Annotated in this window: 20 protein-coding genes; 10 read left to right on the forward strand and 10 right to left on the reverse strand. The window is 68.7% G+C overall.

Going from position 1 to position 24,795, the window contains the following annotated elements; translation table 11 throughout:
- Nucleotides 1–102 precede the first annotated feature (102 nt).
- The gene (locus ACX80F_RS11740) at nt 103–1,089 is read left to right on the forward strand and encodes an alpha/beta hydrolase (RefSeq protein WP_459336576.1); all 987 of its coding nucleotides are present in this window, start codon (nt 103–105) and stop codon (nt 1,087–1,089) included.
- A 110-nt stretch (nt 1,090–1,199) separates the two neighbouring features.
- Here ACX80F_RS11740 and ACX80F_RS11745 read toward each other — a convergent pair whose 3' ends face one another.
- The 4 genes from ACX80F_RS11745 to ACX80F_RS11760 form a co-directional block, all read right to left on the reverse strand.
- On the reverse strand, nt 1,200–1,763 hold the full coding sequence (locus tag ACX80F_RS11745; protein ID WP_459336577.1) for a dihydrofolate reductase family protein: 564 nt from the start codon (nt 1,761–1,763) through the stop codon (nt 1,200–1,202).
- A 231-nt stretch (nt 1,764–1,994) separates the two neighbouring features.
- Nucleotides 1,995–3,062, reverse strand: a complete 1,068-nt coding sequence (locus ACX80F_RS11750) for an alpha/beta fold hydrolase (RefSeq protein ID WP_459336578.1) — start codon at nt 3,060–3,062, stop codon at nt 1,995–1,997.
- A complete protein-coding gene (locus tag ACX80F_RS11755) occupies nt 3,059–3,910 on the reverse strand; it encodes an SDR family NAD(P)-dependent oxidoreductase (RefSeq protein WP_459336579.1) in 852 nt (283 codons plus the stop codon). The genes ACX80F_RS11750 and ACX80F_RS11755 overlap by 4 nt, the downstream gene beginning before the upstream one ends.
- Nucleotides 3,907–5,430, reverse strand: a complete 1,524-nt coding sequence (locus ACX80F_RS11760; protein ID WP_459336580.1) for a flavin-containing monooxygenase — start codon at nt 5,428–5,430, stop codon at nt 3,907–3,909. The genes ACX80F_RS11755 and ACX80F_RS11760 overlap by 4 nt, the downstream gene beginning before the upstream one ends.
- Before the next feature lie 97 nt (nt 5,431–5,527).
- Between ACX80F_RS11760 and ACX80F_RS11765 the strand changes: the two genes are divergently transcribed.
- Together ACX80F_RS11765 and ACX80F_RS11770 are read left to right on the forward strand one after the other, a co-directional pair.
- The gene (locus ACX80F_RS11765) at nt 5,528–6,550 is read left to right on the forward strand and encodes an AraC family transcriptional regulator (RefSeq protein WP_459336581.1); all 1,023 of its coding nucleotides are present in this window, start codon (nt 5,528–5,530) and stop codon (nt 6,548–6,550) included.
- A 37-nt stretch (nt 6,551–6,587) separates the two neighbouring features.
- Nucleotides 6,588–7,571 carry a LacI family DNA-binding transcriptional regulator gene (locus ACX80F_RS11770; protein ID WP_459336582.1) on the forward strand — a complete coding sequence of 328 codons (984 nt, stop codon included), beginning with the start codon at nt 6,588–6,590 and terminating at the stop codon, nt 7,569–7,571.
- Between the two features lie 284 nt (nt 7,572–7,855).
- Here ACX80F_RS11770 and ACX80F_RS11775 read toward each other — a convergent pair whose 3' ends face one another.
- Entirely contained in the window at nt 7,856–9,751 is a 1,896-nt protein-coding gene (locus ACX80F_RS11775; protein WP_459336583.1) for an adenylyl cyclase, read from the reverse strand.
- 214 nt (nt 9,752–9,965) lie between these two features.
- Here ACX80F_RS11775 and ACX80F_RS11780 point away from each other — a divergent pair, with 214 nt between their 5' ends.
- A complete protein-coding gene (locus ACX80F_RS11780; protein WP_459336584.1) occupies nt 9,966–10,280 on the forward strand; it encodes a DUF6457 domain-containing protein in 315 nt (104 codons plus the stop codon).
- A gap of 108 nt (nt 10,281–10,388) precedes the next feature.
- On the opposite strand, the gene ACX80F_RS11785 is transcribed toward ACX80F_RS11780, so the two are convergent.
- The 5 genes from ACX80F_RS11785 to ACX80F_RS11805 all read right to left on the reverse strand — a co-directional run bounded on the left by ACX80F_RS11785 (nt 10,389) and on the right by ACX80F_RS11805 (nt 15,812).
- Nucleotides 10,389–11,699 (reverse strand): MFS transporter, encoded by a 1,311-nt coding sequence (locus ACX80F_RS11785; RefSeq protein WP_459336585.1) that lies wholly within the window; start codon nt 11,697–11,699, stop codon nt 10,389–10,391.
- A gap of 343 nt (nt 11,700–12,042) precedes the next feature.
- Nucleotides 12,043–12,360 carry an SHOCT domain-containing protein gene (locus tag ACX80F_RS11790; protein ID WP_459336586.1) on the reverse strand — a complete coding sequence of 106 codons (318 nt, stop codon included), beginning with the start codon at nt 12,358–12,360 and terminating at the stop codon, nt 12,043–12,045.
- A gap of 12 nt (nt 12,361–12,372) precedes the next feature.
- The gene (locus tag ACX80F_RS11795; RefSeq protein ID WP_459336587.1) at nt 12,373–12,834 is read right to left on the reverse strand and encodes a DUF6325 family protein; all 462 of its coding nucleotides are present in this window, start codon (nt 12,832–12,834) and stop codon (nt 12,373–12,375) included.
- A gap of 69 nt (nt 12,835–12,903) precedes the next feature.
- Nucleotides 12,904–13,185 (reverse strand): hypothetical protein, encoded by a 282-nt coding sequence (locus ACX80F_RS11800; RefSeq protein ID WP_459336588.1) that lies wholly within the window; start codon nt 13,183–13,185, stop codon nt 12,904–12,906.
- A gap of 215 nt (nt 13,186–13,400) precedes the next feature.
- Entirely contained in the window at nt 13,401–15,812 is a 2,412-nt protein-coding gene (locus tag ACX80F_RS11805) for an FdhF/YdeP family oxidoreductase (RefSeq protein WP_459336589.1), read from the reverse strand.
- 286 nt (nt 15,813–16,098) lie between these two features.
- Here ACX80F_RS11805 and ACX80F_RS11810 point away from each other — a divergent pair, with 286 nt between their 5' ends.
- From ACX80F_RS11810 to yicI, 6 genes are all read left to right on the forward strand, one after another.
- Nucleotides 16,099–17,811, forward strand: coding sequence for an MFS transporter (locus ACX80F_RS11810; RefSeq protein ID WP_459336590.1), 1,713 nt, complete (start codon nt 16,099–16,101; stop codon nt 17,809–17,811).
- Nucleotides 17,812–18,029: 218 nt separating this feature from the next.
- Nucleotides 18,030–19,046 carry a LacI family DNA-binding transcriptional regulator gene (locus tag ACX80F_RS11815; protein WP_459336591.1) on the forward strand — a complete coding sequence of 339 codons (1,017 nt, stop codon included), beginning with the start codon at nt 18,030–18,032 and terminating at the stop codon, nt 19,044–19,046.
- A gap of 105 nt (nt 19,047–19,151) precedes the next feature.
- Nucleotides 19,152–20,453 (forward strand): ABC transporter substrate-binding protein, encoded by a 1,302-nt coding sequence (locus tag ACX80F_RS11820; RefSeq protein WP_459336592.1) that lies wholly within the window; start codon nt 19,152–19,154, stop codon nt 20,451–20,453.
- A 96-nt stretch (nt 20,454–20,549) separates the two neighbouring features.
- The gene (locus ACX80F_RS11825) at nt 20,550–21,506 is read left to right on the forward strand and encodes a carbohydrate ABC transporter permease (protein WP_459336593.1); all 957 of its coding nucleotides are present in this window, start codon (nt 20,550–20,552) and stop codon (nt 21,504–21,506) included.
- Nucleotides 21,506–22,402, forward strand: coding sequence for a carbohydrate ABC transporter permease (locus ACX80F_RS11830; RefSeq protein ID WP_459336594.1), 897 nt, complete (start codon nt 21,506–21,508; stop codon nt 22,400–22,402). Before ACX80F_RS11825 ends, ACX80F_RS11830 begins: the two co-directional genes overlap by 1 nt.
- A 2-nt stretch (nt 22,403–22,404) precedes the next feature.
- The gene (gene yicI / locus ACX80F_RS11835) at nt 22,405–24,792 is read left to right on the forward strand and encodes an alpha-xylosidase (protein ID WP_459336595.1); all 2,388 of its coding nucleotides are present in this window, start codon (nt 22,405–22,407) and stop codon (nt 24,790–24,792) included.
- Nucleotides 24,793–24,795 lie beyond the last annotated feature (3 nt).

Here is a 24,795-nt window from a genome sequence, read left to right on the forward strand (position 1 = left end):
CACACTGGTGACGCCGGGGTGACCCCGGCGACAAGTGTCCGCGAACGGCCGCCCGCACTGTGCCGGCGGTCGTCCGGCAGGAACAGACCCACGAGGATCACGATGACGACCGAGACGGAACAGCAGGACACCTACCGCGGGGACATTCTCGGGGCGGGTTACGAGGTGCGGACACTGGCGCTGCGCCCGGATGAGGAGGGCGATGTCGTCGCGACGCTCGTGCGCCGCAGCCTCCCCGCCGGCTCGCGGCGGGCCGTGCTCTACGTGCACGGGTTCGTCGACTACTTCTTCCAGACGCACCTCGCCGACGCCTGGCTGGAGGCCGGGTTCGACTTCTATGCACTGGATCTCCGGAAGTACGGGCGGTCCCTGGGGGAGCACCAGACGCCGAACTACATCACGTCGCTCGAGGCGTACGACGAGGAGCTCGACGAGGCGGCACGCATCATCCGCGAGGAGGAGGGCCATGACGTCCTCGTGGTCATGGGCCACTCCACGGGTGGCCTGGTCACGACGCTGTGGGCGCACCGCCGCCGCGGGCAGGGCGTCGTGGACGCCGTCGCCCTCAACAGCCCCTGGTTCGACCTCAACGCGAGCCTGTTCCAGCGCACCCTCGGCACTGCGGCGGTCCACCGCCTCGGTACACTCAGGCCGCGCGTCGTGGTCGGGAAGCTCGGTACCGCGTACGGCCGGTACCTGCACCGGGAGTCGGGCGGGGAGTGGGACTACGATCTGGCGTGGAAACCCCACACCGGGTTCCCCGTCGTCGCCGGCTGGCTGCGTGCCATCCGCCGCGGTCACGCCGAGCTGAACCGGGGACTCGCGATCGACTGCCCCGTATTCGTCGCGTGCTCGGACGCCACCTCGAATCCCGCGACGGAGCCCGAACGCATCTCGTCCACCGATGTGGTGCTCGACGTCGCGCACATCGCCGGCCGGGCGCCGAAGCTCGGCAGGCACGTCACCCTCGTGCGCATCGCGGGCGGTATCCACGACCTTGCGCTCTCCCCGGAGCCGGCCAGATCACAGTTCTTCGAGGAACTGGGGCGGTGGCAGGAGACCTACGTCCCGGGTGCGGACCGGGGCTGACGAGCTGCGGAGCCCTTCGGTGGCGGCGCCGTGGTGGCGCTCATCGGGGCGGTCCGGATCATCCAGCTCCGCGCCGCGACACGACGCAACCGCCGCTGAGTGCAGGCGGCCTAGCGGTTCTCCGTTGCGACATCGTAGGTCAGGACGGCGAACTGCCCCTGCTGCTCGACGGATCGCAGCTGCAACCGATCCGATTCGACCCGAAGGGGCAGCAGCGGCGCTCCCCCCACGAGCGCGACCGGAGCGACGGCAATCCGGATCTCGTCGAGCAGGCCGGCGGCGAGGAACTGCCCCGCGAGATCACCGCCCCCGACCACCCAGATGTCCCGCGACCCCGCCGCGTCGCGCAGCCGCTCGAACACCGGCCGGACGTCCCCTGACACGAACCGCACGTCCGCGCCCTCCGGAACCGGCAGCTCCCTGCTGGTGAACACGAACGTGGGGCGGTCGCCGTACAGCGCACCCCATTTCATCGGCTCGTCCACCAGCCGCTCGAAGTCCAGCACCCACTCGTACGTCGTCGACCCCTCCACCAGCACCCCCACGCTGTCGAAGAAGCGCTCGTGCTGCTCCGGGGGAGGGGGCTCGACGGCGAACAGCCACTCCAGCGAGTTCTGCTCGTCCGCGATGAAGCCGTTCAGTGTGGTGGCGGTATAGAAGATGACCCGTGCCATGGTTCATTCCACCACGCGGTCCGGGCGCGAGTAAGGGGATGGCGCCCCATCGATTCCGACCGGATCCGCCCACCGGACGCGGCCGTCCGCTGTGCATGTGCGTCTATGCCCACTGGAGGCGGACGCCTGATGGGCAGGTCCGTCCATCACGGGCGCAGTCCCTGGGACTCGGGCGACGCGGCCCACTGGAGGGGGACACCGGACGGGCAGGTCCGCCGACGGGGCGCGCCCCTACCCCTGCGCCTCGACCTGGTGGACGAACGTCCGGACGAGGGCGTCGAACTCGTCCTCCCGCTCGATCTGGGGCATGTGGCCGCACTTCTCGAACAGGCGGACCTCGGCGTGCGGGAACACCGTCCGGGCGTGCTCGAGGTGCGATGCCGGCAGGATGCGGTCCTCGTCGCCCCACACCAGGAGGGTGGGTTTGTGCTGGGCGGCGACCGTGCGGAGGAGCTCGGTCCGCCACCGACGGCGTACGCCGCGGACGGTGCCGAGGTGGCGGGCGACGGCGAGCAGCACGTCGTCGTACGCCGGGTTCCGGCCCACCTCCTGCGCGTGGTCGAGCCGTTCCTCCGTGACGAACCGCTTGTCGTAGAACAGGGCGCGCTCCGTCCGGTAGGCGGCCTTGCGGGACTTGTCCTTCATGAGGTGGCGGCCGAGCGGCCGGACTGCGAGCAGGCGGAGCGCGATCGTCACCTCCTTGCCGAAACCGGCACTGTTCGCGAGCACCAGGCTCCGCACGCGCTGCGGCTCGATGGTGCTGATCTTCATGGCGACCGCACCGCCGAGCGAGTTGCCCACCACGTGCAGCGGCCGGTGTTCCCCGAGGACGTCGAGCGCCGCGATCACGAAGCGTGCCAAGGACTCCATCGAGTACCGGCCTGCCGTGCGCTCGGACAGGCCGAAGCCGGGCAGATCCACGCTGATGACCCGGTGGTCCGGGGCGAGGCGCCCGTAGAGCCCCTCCCAGTCCTCGAGGCTGCGGCCGATCCCGTGCAGCAGCAGTACGGGCGGCATCTCCCGGGCGCCGGCGTCGCGATACCGCACGCGGACACCATTCACCCGCAGGTAGCCGTCGTCGCTCCCGGAGGTGCTCTCCAGGGTGCTCTCCGGGGTGCTTCCCAGCGTGCCCACCGAGGCGCGCCCTGGGCCGCCCGCCGCTGGGGACGTCCTGGACGGGACGGTCTCTGACGGGACGGTTTCCGACGCGGACGTCCCCGACGGTGCAGTCTCCGACGCGGACGTCCTCGACGGTGCGGTCCCGGTGGCCGAACCCGCGCCGGGCTGTCCGCCGCTCATCGACGTGCCTTGCCGACGAGGCGCGCGAGGCCTGTGACGCGGCGCTCGAGGGTACCGAAGGACATCGGTGCCACGCGGGCGACGACGTCGGGCAGTTTCGCGCTGAGGCCGATCAGCAGCCGGGCCTTCCGGGCCTTGACCGCCTCGAGCATCAACTCGGCGGCGCGGTCGGCGGGGAAGGTGAGGAGTTTGTTGAACTCGTCCTTCGCGCGGACCACGTCGGAGTCGCTGAGGCTCCCGCCGATCCGTGCGTTGAGGGCGATGTTCGTCCGGATGCCGCCGGGGTGCACGCTGGTGGTGCCGATCCCGCGGGGGAGCAGCTCGTTGCGGAGGGCCTCCGTGAACCCGCGCAGCGCGAACTTGCTGGCGGAGTAGGCGGTCTGGCCCTTCGGTCCCACGAGGCCGAACAGGCTCGAGACGTTGAGAATGTGCCCGCCGGGCGCGATCCGCGGGAGCAGCCGGTGCGTGAGCAGCACGGGCGCGGTGAAGTTGATGGCCATCACCCAGTCGAAGTCGTCCATGCTGATCTGGTCGAAGCGTCCCGCGAGGGCCACCCCGGCGTTGTTGACGAGCAGGTCCACGCGGTCGGTGGCGGCGAGCAGGTCGGTCGCGAGGCGCTCGACGGCGCCGCGGTCGGCGAGATCGGCGGTGAACGTCGTGACGCTGCTGCCCGGGTAGGTGGAGCGGATGGAGGCGGCGACGGCGTCGAGCCGGTCCGTGTCGCGGTCCACGAGCAGCAGTGTGCTGCCCCGCTCGGCGAGGCCGCGGGCGAGGTGCTCGCCCATGCCTGCGGCCGCGCCGGTGACGACGGCCGTGGATCCGGCGAACTGGAAGGGTTGGATGCTCACGCGTGGATCTCCTGGAGGTCGGGTGCCGGGGTGGCCGGCGGGGTGGGGGCGTCGAAGACCATGTTCTTCGCGAGGCTGCCGTGCAGAGCGGTGGGGGCGTCGAGCAGGTAGTTCTGCCGCATGGTCCACGGCTGCCGGTCGCCCTGCTTGGGGAACGCCGAGACGGCGCGCTGCACGTAGCCGGAGGTCAGGTCCAGGATGGGCCGTGCCTTCATGGGCCCGTTGACGGCCGGCGCGGCGGAGCGGTGACCATGGCGGTCCATGTACCGGATGAGGCGGCACACGTACCGGGAGCTGAGGTCCGCCCGCAGCGTCCACGAGGCGTTCGTGTAGCCGACGCACAGGGCGAGGTTCGGGACGCCGCTGACCATCAGCCCCCGGTACACCCACGAGTCGCCGAGGTTCACGGGGACGCCGTCGACGGTGAACGTCGCGCCTCCCAGCGGCAGCATCGAGAGTCCGGTGGCGGTGACGACGACGTCGGCATCGAGTTCCTGCCCCGACGCCAGGCGGATGCCGTGGGACGTGAACGTGTCGATGGTGTCCGTGATGACGGACGCCGAGCCCTGCTTCATGGCCTTGAAGAAATCCGCGCTGGGAGCCACGCACAGGCGCTGGTCCCAGGGGTTATAGGCGGGCGTGAAGTGCTCCGCGACCGTCGACTCGTCACCGAGGATCCGCGCGGTCTGGGTGCGGATGAGCTTCTTCGCGATCTCCGGGCGGCGCCGGCACAACTGGTAGAACGCCTGCGTGAACAGCACGTTCTTGGCTCGCGCCACATGGTGCGCGATCCCGGCGGGCAGGTGGCGGCGCGCGGCGTCGGAGAACCTGTCGCGGCTCGGCACCGCCGTGATGTAGGTGGGGGAGCGCTGCAGCATCGTCACGTGGGCGGCGTCCTTCGCCATGGACGGGACGAGGGTGACGGCGGTGGCTCCGCTGCCGATCACGACGACGCGCTTGCCGGTGTAGTCCAGGTCCTCCGGCCAGAACTGGGGCCGCACGATCTCGCCCTGGAAGGCCTCGACGCCGGGGAAGGTCGGCTCGTGGCCGCGGTCGTAGTTGTAGTACCCGCTGCAGAGATAGAGGAAACCGCACGTGAGCCGGCGTCGTTCCGTCGTAACGGGATCGGTGCCGTCGTCGACCGTGACGTCCAGGTCGAGGGTCCACCGGGCGTCCTCCGAGGACCAGGCGGCGCCGACCAGCTTCGTGGAGAAGCGGAGGCTGTCCCGGATGCGGGGTTCCTCGGCGGTGTCGCGGATGTACTGCAGGATGGACGAGCCGTCCGCGATCGCCTTGGCCTCCGTCCAGGGGCGGAACGGGTAGCCGAGCGTGAACATGTCGCTGTCGGACCGCACGCCCGGGTAGCGGAAGAGGTCCCACGTGCCGCCGATCGCGCCGCGGGCCTCGAGGACGGCGAAGCTCTTCCCCGGCAGTTCCGTCGCGACCCGGTAGGCGGCGCCGATGCCGGACAGGCCGGCGCCCACGATGACGACGTCGAGGTGTTCGATGCTGGAGTCCATTGTTCCCATTCTTCCCGTGCTTCACGTACCTCTCATTGTTCCCGGCGATCGCCCGTCGAACTTGACTTCGTGCGACAGGTATTTACCCTTGGACGACATGGGATCCGTCATCCGTTCGGCCGGCATGCGCGGCTTCCGCGACGTCGTCGAGCAGTTCGGGGGCGACGCCGCTGCGCTCGCGGCGCAGTACCGCGTGCCGCTGGAGGCGATCGACAGCGACGACGTCCTCGTCTCCGACATCGCGATGGCGAAACTCCTGGAGGGTGCCGCCCGTTCCCTGCCCTGCCCGGACCTCGGCCTGCGGATCTCGGAGTACCAGGACATCGGCATCCTCGGCCCGCTCGCGGTGGCCATCCAGAACTCACCGACCGTCGGCGCGGCCCTGGAGTGCGCATCCCAGTTCCTGTTCCTCCACAGTCCGGTGCTGCGGTTCACCATCGTCGCGGACCCCGAGGGGCGGCCGGGCGACGTCGGTCTCTGCTACGGATCCTCCGAGGGTGCTCCGCCGCGGCAGGCCATCGACGCGATTCTCGCGTTCTCGCACCGCATGATCCGCTTTCTGGTGGACGGGCCGTACGGCCTGCACTCGGTCCATCTCTCGCACCTGCCGAAGGCGCCCGCCGCACGGTACACGGAGTTCTTCGGGGCGGAGGTGCGGTTCGGCCAGGCCGCGTCCCTCCTGCGCGTGCCGAGGAGCCTGCTCGACCGCCCGCTCGCCGGGGTGGACGGGACGCTGCGGGAGATCGCCCTCGACTACCTGCACACCCACTTCCCCGAGCCGGGGCGGGTGGTCGCTCCGCAGGTCCGCAACACGATCGACCGCATGCTGGGCACATCGCCCCCGCGCATCGACTCCGCGGCGCGGCTCCTCGGTATGCATGCCCGGACCCTCCAGCGCCGGCTCGCCGCGGAGGGCACGTCCTTCGAGTCCCTGCTCGACGACGCCCGCCGCGATGCGGCGCTGCGGCTGCTCACCCGGACGGATCTGCCGCTGCAGCAGGTCGCCGCCCTCGTGGGACTGTCCGAACAGTCCGCCCTCACGCGGTGCGTCCGCCGGTGGTGCGGGACGACGCCGCGGGCGGTGCGCTCCGGGGGACTTGCGGAGCAGGGTCGCACCTAGACTGGCAGGCAGGAATCGGGTGCGGGAAGGGGAATCGGTGGCCGGGATCACCAGCGCTGACGTGGCCCGTGAGAGCGGGGTGTCACGGACGACCGTCAGCTATGTCCTTACCGGTCGGCAGGGCGTCACCATCTCCGAGGAGACCCGACGCCGTGTGCGGGAGACCGCGTCGCGGCTCGGCTATGCGCCGTCGGCTGCGGCCCGCGCCCTCCGCACGGGTCGCAGCGACCTCGTGCTGTGCCTCCTGCCCGACTGGCCCGTGGGTCCGGTGATCGAGACCCTGCTGGACGAACTCGCCGACGAACTGTCCGGCCGCGGGCTGTCCGTCCTCGTGCATCACGGGCGGGGGACCCGTCCGCTCGCCGAGCTGTGGCGTGCCGTCACCCCGCGGGCGGTGATCGGTTTTGCACCCTTCCCCGACGAGGACCTCCGCATGATGCGGCAGGCCGGCATCCAGGTGCTCGGGACCCTCGGTGAGGAGCATCAGGCCGACCGGGCCCGGCCGTCGGACACCCAGCTCGCCATCGGCGCCCTGCAGGCACAGCACCTCGTCGGGCGTGGGGCCGAGCGTCTCGGCTACGCATGGCCCACCGATCCGCGGATCGAGGACTTCGCGAGGGATCGCCTGCTCGGTGTGCAGCGTGCCTGTGCTGACCTCAACCTTCCGGAGCCGTCCGTCCGACCCGTCGCGCTCGACGTCGCCGCCGCGGCCGCCGCTGCCCGTGCCTGGCGGGACCAGGGGGTCGCCGGTGTGGCTGCCTACAACGACGACGTCGCGCTCGCCGTGCTCGCCGGTCTGCGCGCCGAGGGGCTGTCCTGTCCCGGCGACGTCAGCGTGGTCGGGGTCGACGACGTCCCCGCGGCGGCACTGGCAGCGCCTCCGCTCACGACCGTCGCGCAGTCCATCGAGGTGCAGGCACGCTATCTCGCGGCTCTCGTCCTGGCGGATCTCGACGGGGCGGTGGAGAAGCCCGAGCATCCGGGTGACGGGTTGCGGCTCGTGGAGCGGGAGTCGGGCTGACTGCAGTCCTGGGTGCACCAGCTCGTGCGGCACCGGGATGCGGGCCCACCTAGGTCGGCAACCCGGCGCGGGTGCACCGCCACCTCGAGCATCAGCTAAAGATGCCGTTGTATCGCACCACCACATGCAGGAAGGGCCGGAGCAATCGATCCGCTCCAGCCCTTCCTGACCCTGCCGGCCTACGGTGTGGACCGCGCCGGCCTACAGCGCAGACCGCGCCGGATTCACGGCGCGGCCCGCACCAGGTCTACGGCGCCGCCCACACGAGAAATGCGCAGTCCGCACTACTGAGCCGGGTACCGCACCACGTAGCTCGGCGTCCCGGTGTTGTCGTTGCTGACCGGAGCGCCGGTGTTGTTGACCACGTGGTCGATCGTGCCCGCCCCGAGGTTCACGGTCAGGAGGTGGTTGAGCACCACGCCGGGAGTCTCCGGCACCTCGAATCCGCGGGTGGCGTGGATGCTCGGGTCCACGTTCGTGAAGACGTACGAGCCGCCGCCCCACAGGGTGTGGGTCTCGACGTCGTCGGCCACCTTGTAGCCGGCCCAGCCGAGAACGCCGTCGTGCTGCCAGGCGGCCTGGTTGGGTGGATCGTAGGGGAGCTCGTTCTGGAAGAAGACCGTGCGACCCCTCTCCCCGTTCCAGATGACGTTGTACTCCTGGTAGTGCTCCACGAAGAGGCCCGTCGCGGTGACGTCGTCACCGTTGACGATCACGCCGTTCCGGCCGGTGCTGACGTCCCAGCCGAACGATCCCTCGTTGCCGTGATCCGCCCGCCACACCCAGGTGTGGTCGATCAGCACGTGGTCGCTGTTGATCTCGAGGCTCACATCGGCCTTGCCCACGTGCGGGCCGCCGATCCGGAAGTAGACGTCGCTCAGCGTCGTCGGGTTCGACGGATCGCTGTGCTTGGCCCCGTTGTTGCCGTTCTTCGTCCCCACCTGCAGCAGGATCGGCGAGTTCACGGTGCCGCCGTCGATCGTGACGCCGGCGATGACGACGCCGGGCACGTCTGCGACGCGCATCGGGATGGCGCCGTCGACGGCGGTGAGGGTCGCGTGACCGAGGCCGAGCACCACCGTGTCGGCACGCTTCACCGCGATGGTCGTGCCGATGTCGTAGACGCCCGGGGTCAGGAGGAGGTGCTTGCCGCGGACGAGGGCGTTGTTGATGGCCTGGACGGAGTCGCCCGGGCGTGCCACGAAGAACTCGGACAGCGCGATGGTGCGCCCGGCCGTCAGTCCGTCGCCCCAGGAGATGCCGCGCGACTCGGTCTGAGCGGCGGGCACACGCACGTTGTAGGCACCGGACCCGTCGGCGAAGAGGTAGGGCTTCTCGCGGCTGACCAGCGTGCGGTCGAGGGTCGTGTAGGGAGGAGAGGGGAAGGACCCGTCCGTGGGGGCGCCTTCGGTGCCGGAGAACACGGCGTTCCAGACGCCGTTGGACCAGCTGCCGATCTCCGCATTGCGGGTGAACCACTGCTGCTGCGAACCGTTGACGATGTCGCCGGCCTTCGAGTCGGCGAGGTAACCGCCGCTCGCGTACTGCGGGCCTGCGGTGCAGTAGTCCATCAACGAGAGCGTGCCACCGGTGACGTTGACGCGCCGGAGCGAGACGGCCTGGGATACGGCCCAGAAGTTCGCCGTCGAGCGGCAGCCGTCCTGGCCTGCGCCGTTGATCTCGAGCGTGAGGTTCGAGAGGGTGCGCCAGAAGTTGTTGAGCGCGATGCAGTTGCTGGTGCCGTTGTCCTCGAGGCAGCGGTTGTAGACCTCGATCTTGCCGTTGATCGTCACGTCCGAGGGGGATGCGCCGAGGCCGGCGACCTCCGTGTAGTAGCCGACCTTGAACTGCAGGGGTTGGGCATCCGTACCGTACGTGCCCGGCAGGAAGAGGAGGGCTTCGCGCTCGGTGCCCATCTCGTTGTCGATCTGCCGGGCGTTGACGGCGTCCACGGCGGCCTGGATCTCGCTGACGGGCATGCTCGGATCGAAGATCGTCACATTGGGCCCGAAGTCGGGAGCAGTCGCCGGGGGAGCCTTCTTGGTGGTGACCGGCGTCGTACCTTCCGGAGCCGGCGCTGCGATCGCGGCGACTCCGGTACTGCCGGCCAGGAGCACGGTGGCTCCGAGGGCCGCGGCGAGGCGCGTACGCCCGGTCCGGGTCGAAGGGGGGATGGTCATGCGGGGAGGTTCCTCTCCGTCGAGGTGGTCCTGAACAAGGCAACTGGTGAATCGTGTCACCGGTCGTCTGTGCAGTACATCTCCGAACGCGGGTGAAGTCAAGGAAAGCAGGGGATCGCGGTGTCGGCGTTGAACGGCAGCGGCGCCGGTGATAGAGCTTGGTAGGCGCAGCCGATCGCAGGCAGCCACGACCGCCCCGAACCGAGGAGACACCATGGCAACGCCCGACGACGAACAGCGCACCCTCAACGACTGGAGCCGCACGCTCGGCCAGGCCCTTCAGGTCCTCGACCTCGAACTGGATCACGCCAGGATCGTGGAGCTCGCGGACCGTACCTCGCGCATGCTGACGACCGACGCCGGGACGATCAGTGCCTTCATGGTCGGCTATGCCGCGGGGACGGTCACCACGAACGGGCGCGCCGAGACGGACGCGGCGATCGAGAAAGCCGTGAAGACGGTGCTGACCGTCATCGAGAAGGACGAGCAGACCGAGGAGCAGAAGGGCTGGACGGGTACGGCCCAGTAACGCCCGCGGCGGCGGGCGCGGCGCGCGCTCGCCGCGCCCGTCAGCGCCGTCAGCGTCCGTCAGCGTCCGTCAGCGCCGTCAGCGTCCGTCAGCGTCCGTCAGCGTCCGTCACGCCGGCGCGGGTTCACCGCGCCGCGTCGACGCTAGGCGGGTGAGGGTCCAGGCCACGACGACGGCGACGAGCACCGCGGAGGCCAGGCCGAGACCCGCGTAGCCGAGCAGCACGAGGGCGGGGCCCGCGAGGGCTCCGCCGAGGGCTCCGGCTGCATTCATCAGGAGGTCGGACGTGCCCTGCACAGGCGCCCGTTCCGCCGCTCCCACCGAACCGGTGAGGAGCGCCGACGCCGAGACCACGCAGGCCGACCAGCCGAGGCCGAGCAGCACCAGGCTCGTGGTCACCCAGCCCTCGGACTCCGATCCACGCCATGCCGTCACGAGGGCCAGGATCAGGAGGACCTGACCGCACAGGATCCCCTGCGTCTTCCCGAAGCGGTCCGCGATCCACCCGAACACGGGCGACAGCGCGTACATACCGGCCACGTGCAGGCTGATCGTCAGCCCGACGACGGACAGCCCGGCGCCGTGGTCGTGGAGGTGCACCGGGGTCATGGCCATGAGCGAGACCATGGCGGCGTGGCTCACCGCGATGGTCACCACTGCGAAGCGGGCTGTGGAGTTCTCGGCCAGGATGCGCAGGCCGTTCCGGTGCTCCGGCGGTGCGCTGCCGGCGGATCGGGTGGCCTCCTGCCGGGCGAGTGCCGTCAGGAGCGGGTCGGGTCGGAGTCCCACTGCGTAGACCGTAGCCGCGCCGATCTGCGCCGCTGCGGAGAAGACGAAACCGCCGCTGAGCGGCGGGATACCCAGTACCAGTGCGACCGCCGCACCGGGTTCGAAGAGATTCGGTCCCAGCACCGCGCCGATGGTCGTCGACCACACGACGAGGGCGAGGCTCCGCCCGCGGGTCCCTTCGGTGGCGAGGTCGGTGGCGGCAAAGCGTGCCTGCAGTCCCGTGGCTGATCCCACACCCAGGAGCGCCAGCGCGAGGAGCAGCAGGGGGAACGCGGCGAGTGATGCCGCGACAATGGCCAGCAGTGCGCCGATTCCGGACACGACGGCGCCCGTGGCCAGGGAGATCCTGCGTCCCCTGCGCTGAGCGAGCGACGCCAGGGGCACGGCCGCAGCGGCAGCGCCCAGCGTGGCCATGGTGGCGGCCATCCCGGACCATGCACTCGATCCGGAGGTCTCCGCGGCGAGCAGCGCCCCGAGGGAGAGCGTGGCCCCGGCCCCGAGCCCGCCGAGGACCTGCGCGGCCACGAGGACACGCAGGACGTGGCGCTGCTGGATCTGCTGCTCGTCCGGCTGCTCGATGGGTTGTGGGGTGTGCTGCCCCGAGCGCGGCATGGCCGGCTTCTCCTTCACAGCGTCCGCTCCTTCCGGTCGTCGCGACCGGTGCAGTCTATCTGCGCCGATGCCGGGTCGGAGGAAACATGCGGCAGTCGGTCTGCGGGTCAACCGCGGGGGGTGATCCCCTCGAACCATCTCCACCGCGGACGCCCACAGTGCATCGGTGAGCGAGGTTCCGACGAGGCGCGCGACAGTGCCGTAGGGCTGGATGCAGGCACGACGGCGTGACGTATCCTCTGGCCATGACTGAGTCAGAAGTGGCCGAAGCGGACGGCCCGAGGATCGGCACCGGCTTCGTATCCGAGGAGGCCGTCTACGCATTGATCCTCGTCGCAGGGATCATCGTCACCCGCCGCCGTCAGCCGAGGAGCTTGGCCTTCTGTGCTGCGAACTCCTCGTCGGTGAGGATGCCGTCCGCCTTCAGTGCTGCCAGCTCCCGGAGCTGGGTGATCATGTCCTGGTGCGGCTCCTGCGCGGCGGGTGTTGGCGGAGCGGATTCCGGCTCCGCCGCCTGGCCGGCCATGTCCTGTTCGTAGGCCCGGCTACGGTCGGCGGCGATGTGCGCATCGCGGCCGGCGAACTTGGCTGCCTGTCGGCGCTGCACCCGTCCGCTTACCGCGGTGGCGGTGCCGGCGACGACGGCGGTGCGGGCTACCCCGCGCAATAGACCTGGCATGGCGTGCTCTCCTCAGGTGGTTTCGTCGAGCGCATTGAGCGCCTCGATGAGGTCGGTGGCGGGGATCCGTGCGCTGGCGATCAGCTCGCCACCACTGGCGCGGACAGCGGCCACGAACCGTGCGGCCCACGTGTTCTCGTAGACGATGAGCGCAGCCACCGTGCCGGGCGTCATGGCTTCCGTCGCCTGCCGGATGTCCTCCTGGTCCAGGATCCCGGAGGATGCCCCGGCGAAGGTCGAGAACCCTCCTCGCTCCGAGAGGGGGTCGGAGAACTCGACGATGTCGACCGTCCCGTCCTCCGCCTTGCGGATGATCAGGAGGTCGAAGAGGCGGATTACTCCGCGGTCCACGAGGTCCATGAGCGCGGGGGCGGCGTCACCGGTGAGGCGATCGGCCGAGAATTCGAGAAGGACGAAGTCGATCGGGGCGACGAGAGTCTCGTCGTCGACTGCTGGGGTTTCGGTGGTGGTCACTGCGGGTCCTCCTGGTAGTCGGTGGGTGACGGGGGTTGCCCGTCGCTGGGCGGGGTGTAGGGCGAGTCGTCAGTGGAGTGCCTTCTCCCTGAGTGAGGCGTAGTCGTCCGCCGCGATCGATCCGCTCTCGGAAAGGGACGCCGCCCTGCCGCGAATCATCACGTAGACGAGCGCCATGATGAAGGGAACGAACAGGAGGAAGAGCAGCCAGACCGCTGTGGCGAAGCCGCCGAGCTCGCGGTCGCGGAACAGATCGCCGATGATCGGGAACAGGACCATCAGGTACGCGACGAAGGCGAAGGTCCAGAAGAAGAACCGGACCGCATCCCGGATGCCGTCAAGAACGTCCATGGCCGATCTCCTTGTATCCCCCGGTGGGCACCTCGGTGCGGGAGTGCACGAGGGCGGCTCCGTCGCACGTAGGCATCAGGCTAGGGTCCCGGATGGGGTTCGGACAGGGCCGATGGTCCTACGACCGATCCGGCCCCGTGAACGGCCCGGACAGAACAGAAGACCCCCGGCCGTAGCCGGGGGTCTTCGGTTCTGCATCTGTCAGGCGGCAGCGGTCAGGCGTTCGCCACCGTCTTCGCAGGCGTCGTCGTACCGTTGGTCGGGAAACCGTCCGGTTCGACGTCGTGCGTCTGCGCGGTCGCGACGTGGTCGTGGGACGCCGGTGCTGTATGGGTGCTCTTCTCGAAGCGGACGATGATCTGCTTCGACCGCGGGGTGTTGCTGCCCTCCGCGACCTCGTCGAGCGGGACCAGCACGTTGGCCTCCGGGTAGTACGCGGCGGCGCAGCCGCGCGCCGTCGGGTACGAGACGACGCGGAAGGCGCGGAGCACGCGCTGCACACCGTCGTCGTACACGCCGTGGATGTCGACGTTCTGGCCGTCCTCCAGGCCCAGTTCGGTGATGTCCTCGGGGTTGATGAACACCACGTGGCGGCCCTTCTTGATGCCGCGGTAGCGGTCGTTGTGACCGTAGATGGTGGTGTTCCACTGGTCGTGGGAGCGCAGCGACTGCAGGATCAGCGTGCCTTCCGGACGCTCGAGGTACTCGAGGTCGTTGACGGTGAGGACGGCCTTGCCGGTGGGCGTGTTGAACGTCCGCGAGTCGCGCGGTCCGTTCGCCATGATGAAGCCGCCTTCCCGGCGGATCTTCTGGTTGTAGTCCTCACAGCCTTCGACCACGTGGGCGATGTGCTCGCGGATGAGGTCGTAGTCCTTCTCGAAGCCTTCCCAGTCGGCGTTGATCCTGCCGTCGATGGTGGCGCGCGCGAGACGGCTGATGATCGCGGGTTCGGAGAGCAGGTTGTCGGAGACGGGTTCCACGCTGCCCCAGGAGGGGTGGACGGCGCAGACGGTGTCCTCGACGGAGACGAACTGCTCACCCGTCGCCTGGCGGTCGATCTCCGTGCGGCCCTTGCAGGGGAGGATGAGCGCCTCCTTGCCGGTGATGAGGTGGGAGCGGTTGAGCTTGATGGAGATCTGCACCGTCATGTCGGTGTTCTCGAAGGCCTTCTCCGCCACCTGCGTGTCGGAGATCGCCGAGACGAGGTTGCCGCCGAGTGCCACGAGCACCTTGACCTGCCCGTCGCGCATGCGGCGGATGGACTCGACCGCATCGACGCCGTGCTCGCGGGGCGGTTCGAAGCCGAACTCCTTGCCGAGGGCGTCCATGAAGGTCTCCGGCATCTGCTCCCAGATGCCCATGGTGCGGTCGCCCTGCACGTTGCTGTGGCCGCGGATGGGGGACGCACCGGCGCCGCGCTTGCCGATGTTGCCGCGCAGCAGCAGGAGGTTGATGATCTCCTTGATCGTGGCGACGCCCTTCTTCTGCTGCGTGATCCCCATGGCCCAGGTGATGATCACCTTGTCGGCCGCGAGGTAGCGGGCAGCCAGCTCGTCGATCTCCTCGATCCGGAGACCGGTCGCCTCGATGACCGTGGCGTCGTCGAGCTTCATGAGGTAGTCGCGGAGCTCGTCGAGGCCCTCGCAGTGCTCCTCGAGGAAGGCATGATCCAGGACCGTGCCGGGGTTCTTCGCCTCGGCCTCGAACACACGCTTGGACACGGCCTGCAGCAGGGCCATGTCGCCGCCGAGCCGGACCTGGAGGAACTGGTCGGCGATCTCGGTGCCCTTGCCCGCCACACCCTTGACCTTCTGCGGGTTCTTGTAGCGCTTCAGCCCGGCTTCGGGCAGCGGGTTCACGGCGACGATCTGGCCGCCGGTCTCCTTGCACGCCTCCAGCTCGGTGAGCATGCGCGGGTGGTTCGTGCCCGGGTTCTGGCCCATCACGATGATGAGGTCCGCATCGGCGTAGTCGTCGAACGTGACCGTCGCCTTGCCGATGCCGATGGTCTGGCCCATCGCCCAGCCGGAGGACTCGTGGCACATGTTGGAACAGTCGGGGAGATTGTTGGTGCCGAAGCCGCGGACGAACAGCTGGTACAGGAAGGCGGCCTCGTTCGAGGTACGGCCACTCGTGTAGAAGGCGGCGTCGTTCGGTGCATCCAGGCTCTTGAGCTTGTTCCCGACGATCTCGAAGGCCTCGTCCCAGCTCACGGGCCGGTAGTGGTCCTCACCGGCAGGCTTGTACACGGGCTCCACGAGCCGTCCCTGCATGCCCAGCCAGTACTCGGAGCGCTCGCGGAGGTCGCTGATCGAGTTCTCGGCCCAGAAGTCCGAGTCGATCACCACGGGCGCTGCTTCCCAGGTGACGGCCTTGGCGCCGTTCTCGCAGAACTCGAAGGTCTTGCGCTTGCCGGGGTCGGGCCAGGCGCAGCTCGGGCAGTCGAAGCCGTCCTTGTGGTTCATCTTGAGGACGGTCTGCAGGGTGCGCTTCACGCCCATGTGCTCGATCGCGGGCTTCATGGAGTGGTAGACACCCGGCAGTCCGGCAGCCCAGTCCTTGGGTCGCTTCGAGACCTCGATGTCCTTCTCGTCGACTTCGTTCACACGGGGTTCACTGCGCGTCATCGCGGACGTCCTCCTTCGCGGCCCAGGTTCGGGCACTCCTCGACAGGTGGTCTACCCGCCTGATACCTCAGGCCTAGCAGGCTATCGGGTGCAGCCGCAAGCTTCGGGCGACCGTCCGGCGCGGTTTGACTCGGGAAGGTCGATTTCTTCGGTGAGGGACGACGGTTTAGTTAGTTGACCTAACGAAACGGTGAGCGTATCGTTACTCCGAGCAACAATTATGAGGACCGGGAGTCTGGCCGTCATGACCCGCACCCACGTCCAGGATCGGTAAGGAAGAACGTCGATGGCCACCCACCCCGCCGAGAAGGCAGCAGCAGGAGTCTCCCAGCGGCGGCCGACGCCGCAGCCCGGGGCCGACGGGCCCATGACCCATCAGCAGATCCTGCAGGCACTCACCGGCCTGCTCGCGGCTCTGTTCACGGCAATCCTCAGCAGCACGATCGTCGCGAACGCCCTTCCGACCATCATGAGCGACCTCAACGGCTCGCAGACGGACTTCGCGTGGGTCATCACGGCTGCGCTGCTGGCCAATGCGGCGACCACTCCCATCTGGGGCAAGTTCGCCGACCTGTTCGACAAGAAGGTCCTGGTGCAGCTCAGCATCGTGATCTTCGTGGCCGGTTCGGTCCTGGCGGGGCTCGCCCAGACCATTCCTCTGCTTCTCGCGGCCCGGGTCGTCCAGGGAATCGCGATGGGCGGCCTGACTGCCCTGGCGCAGGCGATCATCGGTACCATCATCGCCCCGCGGGAGCGCGGCCGGTACTCGGGCTACATGGGTGGCGTCATGGCTGTGGCGACGGCCGGTGGGCCGCTTCTCGGCGGCTTCATCGTGGACTCGCCCCTCGGTTGGCGCTGGACGTTCTTCGTCTGCGTGCCGCTCGCGATCATCGCCCTGGTGCTGCTGCAGGTCACGCTGAAGCTTCCCGATACGCGCCGGAAGGCCAGCATCGACTGGCTCGGATCGATCCTGCTGACGGCAGGAGTCAGCCTGCTCCTCATCTGGGTCTCCTTCGCGGGGAAGGAGGGCTACTACGACTGGTTCTCCCGTGAGAGCGCCCTCATGGTCGGCGGCAGTGTCGTCCTGCTCGCGCTCCTCCTCGTCGTCGAGTCGAAGGCGACGGAGCCGATCATCCCGCTGAAGATCATCTCCCAGCGCACCACGGCCCTGGCCATCATCGCGTCGATCACGGTCGGCGTCGCCATGTTCGCCAGCTCGAGCTACCTCGGCCAGTACTACCAGGTGGCACGCGGCGCGACGCCCACCGAGGCCGGGCTCCTCACACTGCCGATGATTGCCGGGAACCTCATCGGGTCCATCGGCGCGGGATTGCTCGTGACCCGGTTCGGCAAGTGGAAGCGGTTCCTGATCGCCGGCTCGCTCTTCCTCATCGTGGGTCTCGGTCTGGCCGGGACCATCGACCACCTGACAGATCTGTGGGTCGTGGGCGTCTACACGTTCGTCTTCGGTCTGGGCCTCGGACTCCTGCTCCAGAACCTCGTCCTGGCGGTGCAGAACACCGTGGCGGTCAGGGACATCGGCACGGCCAGTGCGTCCGTCGCCTTCTTCCGCTCCATGGGCGGGGCGGCCGGCGTCGCCGTCCTGGGAGCCATCCTCGGGACCCAGGTGGAGGATCGGACCACCGAGGGGCTCACTGCGGCCGGGATCCCGGTCAGTGGTGGTGCGGCGGGCGGATCGCTCGACCTGGTCGACCTGCCGGCCCCGATCGCCGAGATCGTACGGGCAGCGTACGGCGACAGTACGGCCCTGATCTTCCTCATCACGGCGGCCATCGCCGTCGTCGGACTCGTCTGTGTCCTGTTCATCAGGGAAGCGCCGTTGCGCCGGACGGTCGATGTCGCCCAGGCCGCTCCGGCCGGTCCCGCGGCATCCATGTCGTCCGCGGCCACCGGGACGACGCCGATCGCGGGTGCGCAGTCCGCCGGGTTCCACGCGTCCGACGCCGATCTCGACGACCATGCGGGGGCCGGTCGCTGATCCGCGCCGGGCGGCCCGGCACGAGCCATCCGCCGGGCTGAGGGGTGAATCTGCGGGTCCGGAGTGATCCATCCGCCGAGATTTGTTCCTAGGCTCGACAAATCCCTTGTCCTGCCTCTCGATGTGACGTACCTTGGTCTCAATCGCTCGTCGAAACGTTTAGACGGGCGGTGCCGGACAGGCATATCGACAGCCCACGAGCAGACATCGGAGTCAGCATGGCCAACATCCACGACGTCGCACGCGTCGCCGGAGTGTCCATCAGCACGGTGTCCTATGCGCTGAGTGGCAAGCGCCCGATCGGTGAGAAGACCAGGCTCCGCATCGACAAGGCGGTGCGTGAACTCGACTACATGCCGAACGCCGCCGGCCGGATGCTGGCGGGAACCAGGACGCGGATCTTCGCCCTCACGGCCCCGCTGCGCAGCGACACCTATGCGCCTGCACACATGGCCTTCGTCCTCGCCGTGGCCACAGCCGCGAGGAAGTACGACTACGACGTCCTTCTGTTGACGGAAGACGAAGCGATTGCCGGGCTCCGGCGCGTCTCGGCGAGCAGGCTCGTGGACGGCATCATCGTCCTCGACGTGTCCATCAACGACGAGCGGGCGGATCTGGTGCGCTCGCTCGGCATCCCGGCGGCGCTCATCGGCGTACCGGGGAGGGCCGAGGGCCTGGTCTGCGTGGACCTCGACTTCGAGGCTGCTGCAGCGCTGGCGGTGGACCGGCTGGTGGACGCCGGACACTCGTCGCTGGCGCTGCTGGGTCACCCGGAGGCGGTTTACGAGCGTGGCTCGAACTTCCCGACGCGCTTCCGGGACGGCTTCCTGCGCAGGGCCGCCGACCGCCAGGTGCAGGCGCGTTTCTCGATGGCGGAAACGGGTGCCTCATCGGTCCGGGAGGCACTCTCCAGGCTCCTCGATGCTGACACGGTTCCCACGGGGCTCGTCGTCCATGCGGAGGAGGGTGTTCACCGGACGGTTCTGGACGCCCTCGCCGAGCGCGGATTGTCCATCCCGCGGGACCTCTCCGTGATCGCAGGCGTGCCGACCTTCGATACGTCCATGTTCACGCCGCCGCTCGACGTCATCCCGTTGATCCCGGCGGATTCCTGCACCCGCGCCGTCGAGCTGGCGGTCCAGCAGCTCGACGGCACTGTTCAACCACGCGTCGAGCTCATCGCTCCCGTCTACCGCGACCGGGGTTCGGTCGCGGCACCCCGCTCGGGCCCATAGCGCCGGGTTTCCCCCTGGCCTCTGGGCGCCGATCGACAGTCCCCATTATCGAAACGTTTCGACTATCGGCCGCATCGCGGTCACCACCACTACGAGGGAGTAGGCATGACGAAGAACAGATTGATCCTGGGCGCGGCCCTGACGGCGGCCGCGGTTGCACTGTCGGGGTGCTCGGGCTCCCAGCCCGACGCCGGATCGGGCGGCGAAGGTGACACGCTCAAGCTCTGGCACTTCGAGAGCGAGACGAGTGCCATGGGCATCGCCTGGACGGAAGCCATCGAGATCTTCGAGGAGGAGACCGGTGCGACGGTCGAGTTCGAGGAGCGCAGTTTCGAGCAGATCCGCTCCACGGCCAGCCAGGTGCTGAACTCGGACGAGGCCCCGGATCTGCTCGAGTACAACAAGGGCAACGCCACAGCAGGTCTGCTCTCCAGCCAGGGCCTGCTCACCAACCTGGATGACGCCGTCGACCAGTACGGCTGGGACGACAAGCTGGCGCCGTCGCTGCAGACCACCGCCAAGTACGACGAGCGGGGCATCATGGGGTCCGGCAGCTGGTTCGGCGTCCCGAACTACGGCGAGTTCGTCGAGGTCTACTACAACAAGGACATGTTCGCCGACGCCGGCCTCGAGGTGCCCACGACACTCGACGAGTTCGAGGACGTCCTGCAGGCGTTCACGGACGAGGGCATCACCCCGATGGCGGAATCGGCAGCCGAGTACCCGCTGGGCCAGCTCTGGTACCAACTCGCCCTGACCCAGGCCGACCGCAGCTGGGTCGAGGACTACCAGCTGTACAAGAACCCCGTGGACTGGCAGGGCGAGGAGATCTCGTTCGCCACGGAGACCGTCAAGGACTGGACCAAGAAGGGCTACATCTCGACCAACGCCACGGGGTCGACGGCGGAGGACGCCGGCACCGCGTTCATCAACGGCACCAACCCGATCTTCTTCTCGGGCAGCTGGTGGCACAACCGCTTCACCACCGAGGCCACCGGATTCGAGTGGGGCACCTTCCTCTTCCCCGAGGCCGAGCTCGCTCCGGGGTCCGCGGGCAACATGTGGGCCGTGCCGGAGAACGCGGCCAACAAGGAACTGGCCTACAAGTTCATCGACATCACGATGCGCCCGGAGATCCAGAACCTCATCGGCAACAACGGGGGTGTCCCCGTCGCTGCGGACCCGGCGGACATCACCGACGAGAAGAGCTCGGAACTCATCGCCAACTTCAACGAGCTCACCGAGAAGGACGGCATCGCGTTCTACCCGGACTGGCCCACGCCCACGTTCTACGACGAGCTGAACGCCGGGCTGCAGGAACTGCTGAACGGCACGAAGTCGCCGGAGGAGTTCCAGGAGCAGATCGGCGAGCAGTACCAGAGCGGCGTCGACGACATCGTCGGCTGACCCCGCATCCCCTCGGCCGCGCCGCCACGATCCGTTCCCGGACCGGAGGCGCGGCCGGGGCTCCCTGACTACCCCTGCCCTGGAAGGTGCACGCCCATGGCGATCACAACCCGGTCGAAAGGGCGCTCCACGCGTCCCGTCACCAGTCTCATCCCCGGCTCCGGCCGCAACTCCTTCTGGTTGTACCTGCTGCCCGGCCTCACCCTGCTCACGGTCATCATCGTGATTCCGCTGCTGTGGAACGTCTACCTGACCTTCACCTCGTACCGGGGGATCCGCCCACCGGAGTTCATCGGCCTCGAGAACTGGGTTGAACTCTTCGACGACACCACGTTCTGGACCTCGTTCCGCAACTCCATGGCCATGATCGTGGCGATGGTGGTCGTGCCGACCGTCGTGGGCCTCGTCCTCGCAGCGATGCTGTTCGATCTCATCGGGCGGAAGTTCGGCGGGCGCCTCGCGAGCTTCCTCCGCGCCACGTACTACCTGCCGCAGATCCTGCCCGGCGTCATCGCGGCCATCGTGATCGGCTGGATCCTCCGGCCTGAGAACGGCGCGCTGAACCAGGTCCTTGCCGCCGTCGGTCTCGGTGGGCTGCAGGGCAACTGGCTCGGGGACCCGGACACGGCGCTGCCCAGCATCATGGTGATCATGGTCTGGGTCCAGCTCGGCTACCCCGTGGTCATCTTCATGGCGGCCCTGCAGCGGGTGGACCCGGAACTCTATGAGGCCGCGGAGCTCGACGGTGCCAACTGGTTCCAGCGGTTCCGCGCCATCACGGTCAGCATCATCCGCCCCGAGATCTTCGTGGTCACGCTCACCTGCGCCATCGCAGCGCTCAAGGTCTTCGGGCCCATCTACGCCCTGACCGGGGGCGGACCCGGCACCTCCACGATCGTGCCCGCCTACTACGCGTACAGCGAGTTCTTCCAGTCCCAGCAGGTGGGCTACGGCGCGACGATCGCCACCGCGCTGACGGTGGTCATCGCCGTCGTCAGCATCATCTTCGTCCTCGTGCAGACGAGGCTCGAGCGCAGTGAGGAGGCACGCTGATGGCCGTTCCCACACTGACCGCGCCGGACGCGGTGCAGGAACCGCCCCGACCACGACGGCGCTCCGGCCGGTCCCGCACGACCGCCGGCGACTGGCTCGTGCTGGGGGTGGCAGTGCTGATCGGACTGCTCATCGCCGTCCCGTTCCTCCTGATCCTCGCCAATTCCTTCAAGTCGCCCACCGATTACGCGTCGGGTGGCCCGCTCTCGTTGCCCTCCGCCCTCTACTTCGACGGCATCACCGCATTCTGGGAGCGCGTGGACTTCCCCCGGAAGCTCTGGAACAGCTTCTTCATCAGCTCGGTGGTCGCCGTGCTCGCCGTCGGGATCTCGATGTTCAACGCCTTCGCCCTGGGCATCGGACGGGTGCGCGGACGGACCTGGCTGGTGCTGCTGATCCTGCTCGCGAACATGCTGCCGCAGGAGGTGCTGCTCTACCCGCTGTACTTCATGTTCAGGCAGGTCGGCCTCTACGACAGCGTCTGGGCCGTGATCATCATCTTCACGGTCATCCAGAGCGCGTTCGGCACCTACCTGCTGGCCTCCGTGTACGGGACGTTCCCGAAGGAGCTGCTGGAGGCGGCATCGCTCGACGGTGCAAGCCGGTGGCAGATCCTGTGGCGCGTCATCTTCCCCATCTCACGGCCCACCCTGAGCGTGCTGCTCATCTTCTTCTTCATCTGGACCTGGAACGAATTCCTGATCCCGTTGACCTTCCTGGTGGGCAACGACAACCAGACAGTCCCGGTGGCGATCACCGTGCTGCAGGGCGATCGGCTCATGGACGTCACCACGACGAGCGCGTCCGCACTCCTCGGGCTCCTTCCCACCCTCATCTTCTTCCTCATCTTCCAGCGCACCCTCACCCGGGGCATCACAGCAGGAGCAGTCAAGTAACCATGAAATTCACCGACGGATTCTGGCATGTCCGCCCCGGCGTCGATGCGCAGTACGCGCAGGAGGCCTACGACATCGAAGCGGTGGACAATCGGCGCCTCGTCGTCTCGGCGCCCACGAAGGTCATCGAGCGGCGTGGGGACACCCTGAATCGCGCCCTGCTGACGGTCACGCTCAGCACCCCGCTCGACGGCGTGATCGGTGTGCGGATCGAGAACCACCGCGGTGACACGCCGCACCGGGGCTTCGACCTCGTCGGCGCGGTGGAGGGGCTCGGCGCCGCGAAAGCGGACGACGACGGTGGCGTGCTCACCGCGGGCGGCCTCACCGCGCGCATCCGCCGGGGCGCCCCCTGGGACCTGTCCTTCGAAGCGGACGATCGGACGCTCACCTCCAGTGGCCACAAGTCGGTGGGCCGGATGGGCCTCGCCCCGGACGCACCGGTGACCGCCGAGCCGACCGGTGTCACCGGCGTGACGGCGACGGGCCGTGCGCCGGCGTCGTCGTACCTGCATGCCCAGCTCTCGCTCGGTGTCGGGGAACTCGTGTACGGGCTGGGCGAGCGCTTCGGGCCGCTCGTGAAGAACGGGCAGACCGTGGACATCTGGAATGCCGACGGAGGGACATCCAGCGAACAGTCCTACAAGAACGTCCCGTTCTACCTGACGAACCGCGGCTACGGGGTCTTCGTGAACCACCCTGAACACGTCTCCTTCGAGATCGGGTCGGAGTCCGTGGAACGCGTGCAGTTCTCCGTGCCGGGGGAGACGCTCGAGTACTTCGTGATCCAGGGTCCTACGCCGGCGGACATCCTCGAGCGCTACACCCGCCTGACGGGACGGCCGGCGCGGGTTCCTGCCTGGTCGTACGGCCTGTGGTTGTCCACGAGCTTCACCACCGACTACGACGAGGCCACTGTGGCCCACTTCGTGGACGGCATGGCCGCGCGGGACCTGCCGCTGAGTGTCTTCCACTTCGACTGCTTCTGGATGCGCGAGTTCAACTGGACGGACTTCGAGTGGGACGCTCGTGTGTTCCCGGATCCGGAGGGCATGCTGGAACGCCTTCACGGCAAGGGACTGCGGATCAGCGCGTGGCTCAACCCGTACATCGGGCAGCGGTCGTCTCTCTTCGACGAAGCCGCGGAGGCCGGGTACCTCGTGCGTCGCGAGGACGGCACCGTGTGGCAGTGGGATCTGTGGCAGGCGGGCATGGCATTGGTGGACTTCACCAATCCCGATGCCACGGCCTGGTTCCAGGACAAGGTGCGGACCCTGCTCGGCCAGGGTGTCGACGCCATCAAGACGGATTTCGGGGAGCGGATCCCGCTCGGCGTCCGCTGGCACGATGGGACACCTGCGGAGACCATGCACAACCTGTACCCGCAGCTGTACAACCGGGCGGTCTTCGATGTCCTCGAGGAGGTCCGCGGCGAGGGCGAGGCGGTCCTCTTCGCCCGATCCGCGACAGCCGGCGGGCAGCAGATGCCCGTGCACTGGGGTGGTGACAACTCGTCCTCCTTCGAGTCGATGGCCGAGACACTGCGTGGTGGCCTCTCCCTCGCGCTGAGTGGCTTCGGGTTCTGGAGCCACGACATCGGTGGTTTCGAGGGGTCGCCGGATCCTGCCGTCTTCAAGCGCTGGGTCGCGTTCGGCCTGCTCTCGAGCCACTCCCGTCTCCACGGCTCCACCAACTACCGGGTGCCATGGGCCTTCGACACCGGCGACGAGGCGGAGGGACAGAGCGCCGTCGAGGTCACGCGGACCTTCGCGCGCCTGAAGGCGTCCCTCATGCCCTACCTGTACGCCGCGGGGATGCAGGCCCACAGGACGGGTAGGCCCGTCATGCGACCCATGCAGCTTGCCTTCCCGGAGGACCCCGCCGTCGCGCACCTGGACCGGCAGTACATGCTCGGACCCGATCTGCTCGTGGCTCCGGTCTTCTCCGCCGACGGCCGCGTCGAGTACTACCTCCCGGCGGGGTCGTGGACGCATCTGCTCACGGGAGAGGTCGTTGCCGGGGGCGGGTGGCGGCGGGAGGTGTACCGCTTCGAAAGCCTCCCCCTGTGGGTGCGGCAGGGCGCGGTCCTCGTCACCGGCAGGACCGACGATCGGCCCGACTACGACTACCTCGACGATCCGCTGGTCACCGTCTACCCGGGAGCCCTCGAGGGACCCGGTACCGGGACCACCGTCCGTGTGATCACCCCGACCGGTTCGGAGGGCGAGTTCCAGGTGGCCCCCGTGTCCTCCGGGTACCGTGTGACCGGCCCCGCCGGCGTCGTGTTCCGGGCGCGCATCGCGGGGGGCGCGGAACGCCGCTCCGACGATGGGGCCGTTGATCTGCCCGTCCCGCCCGTCCCGCCGGGACCGGCGGGGGCAGGCGGCTAGGTC

This window comes from Arthrobacter sp. TMS2-4 (genome assembly GCF_054511075.1).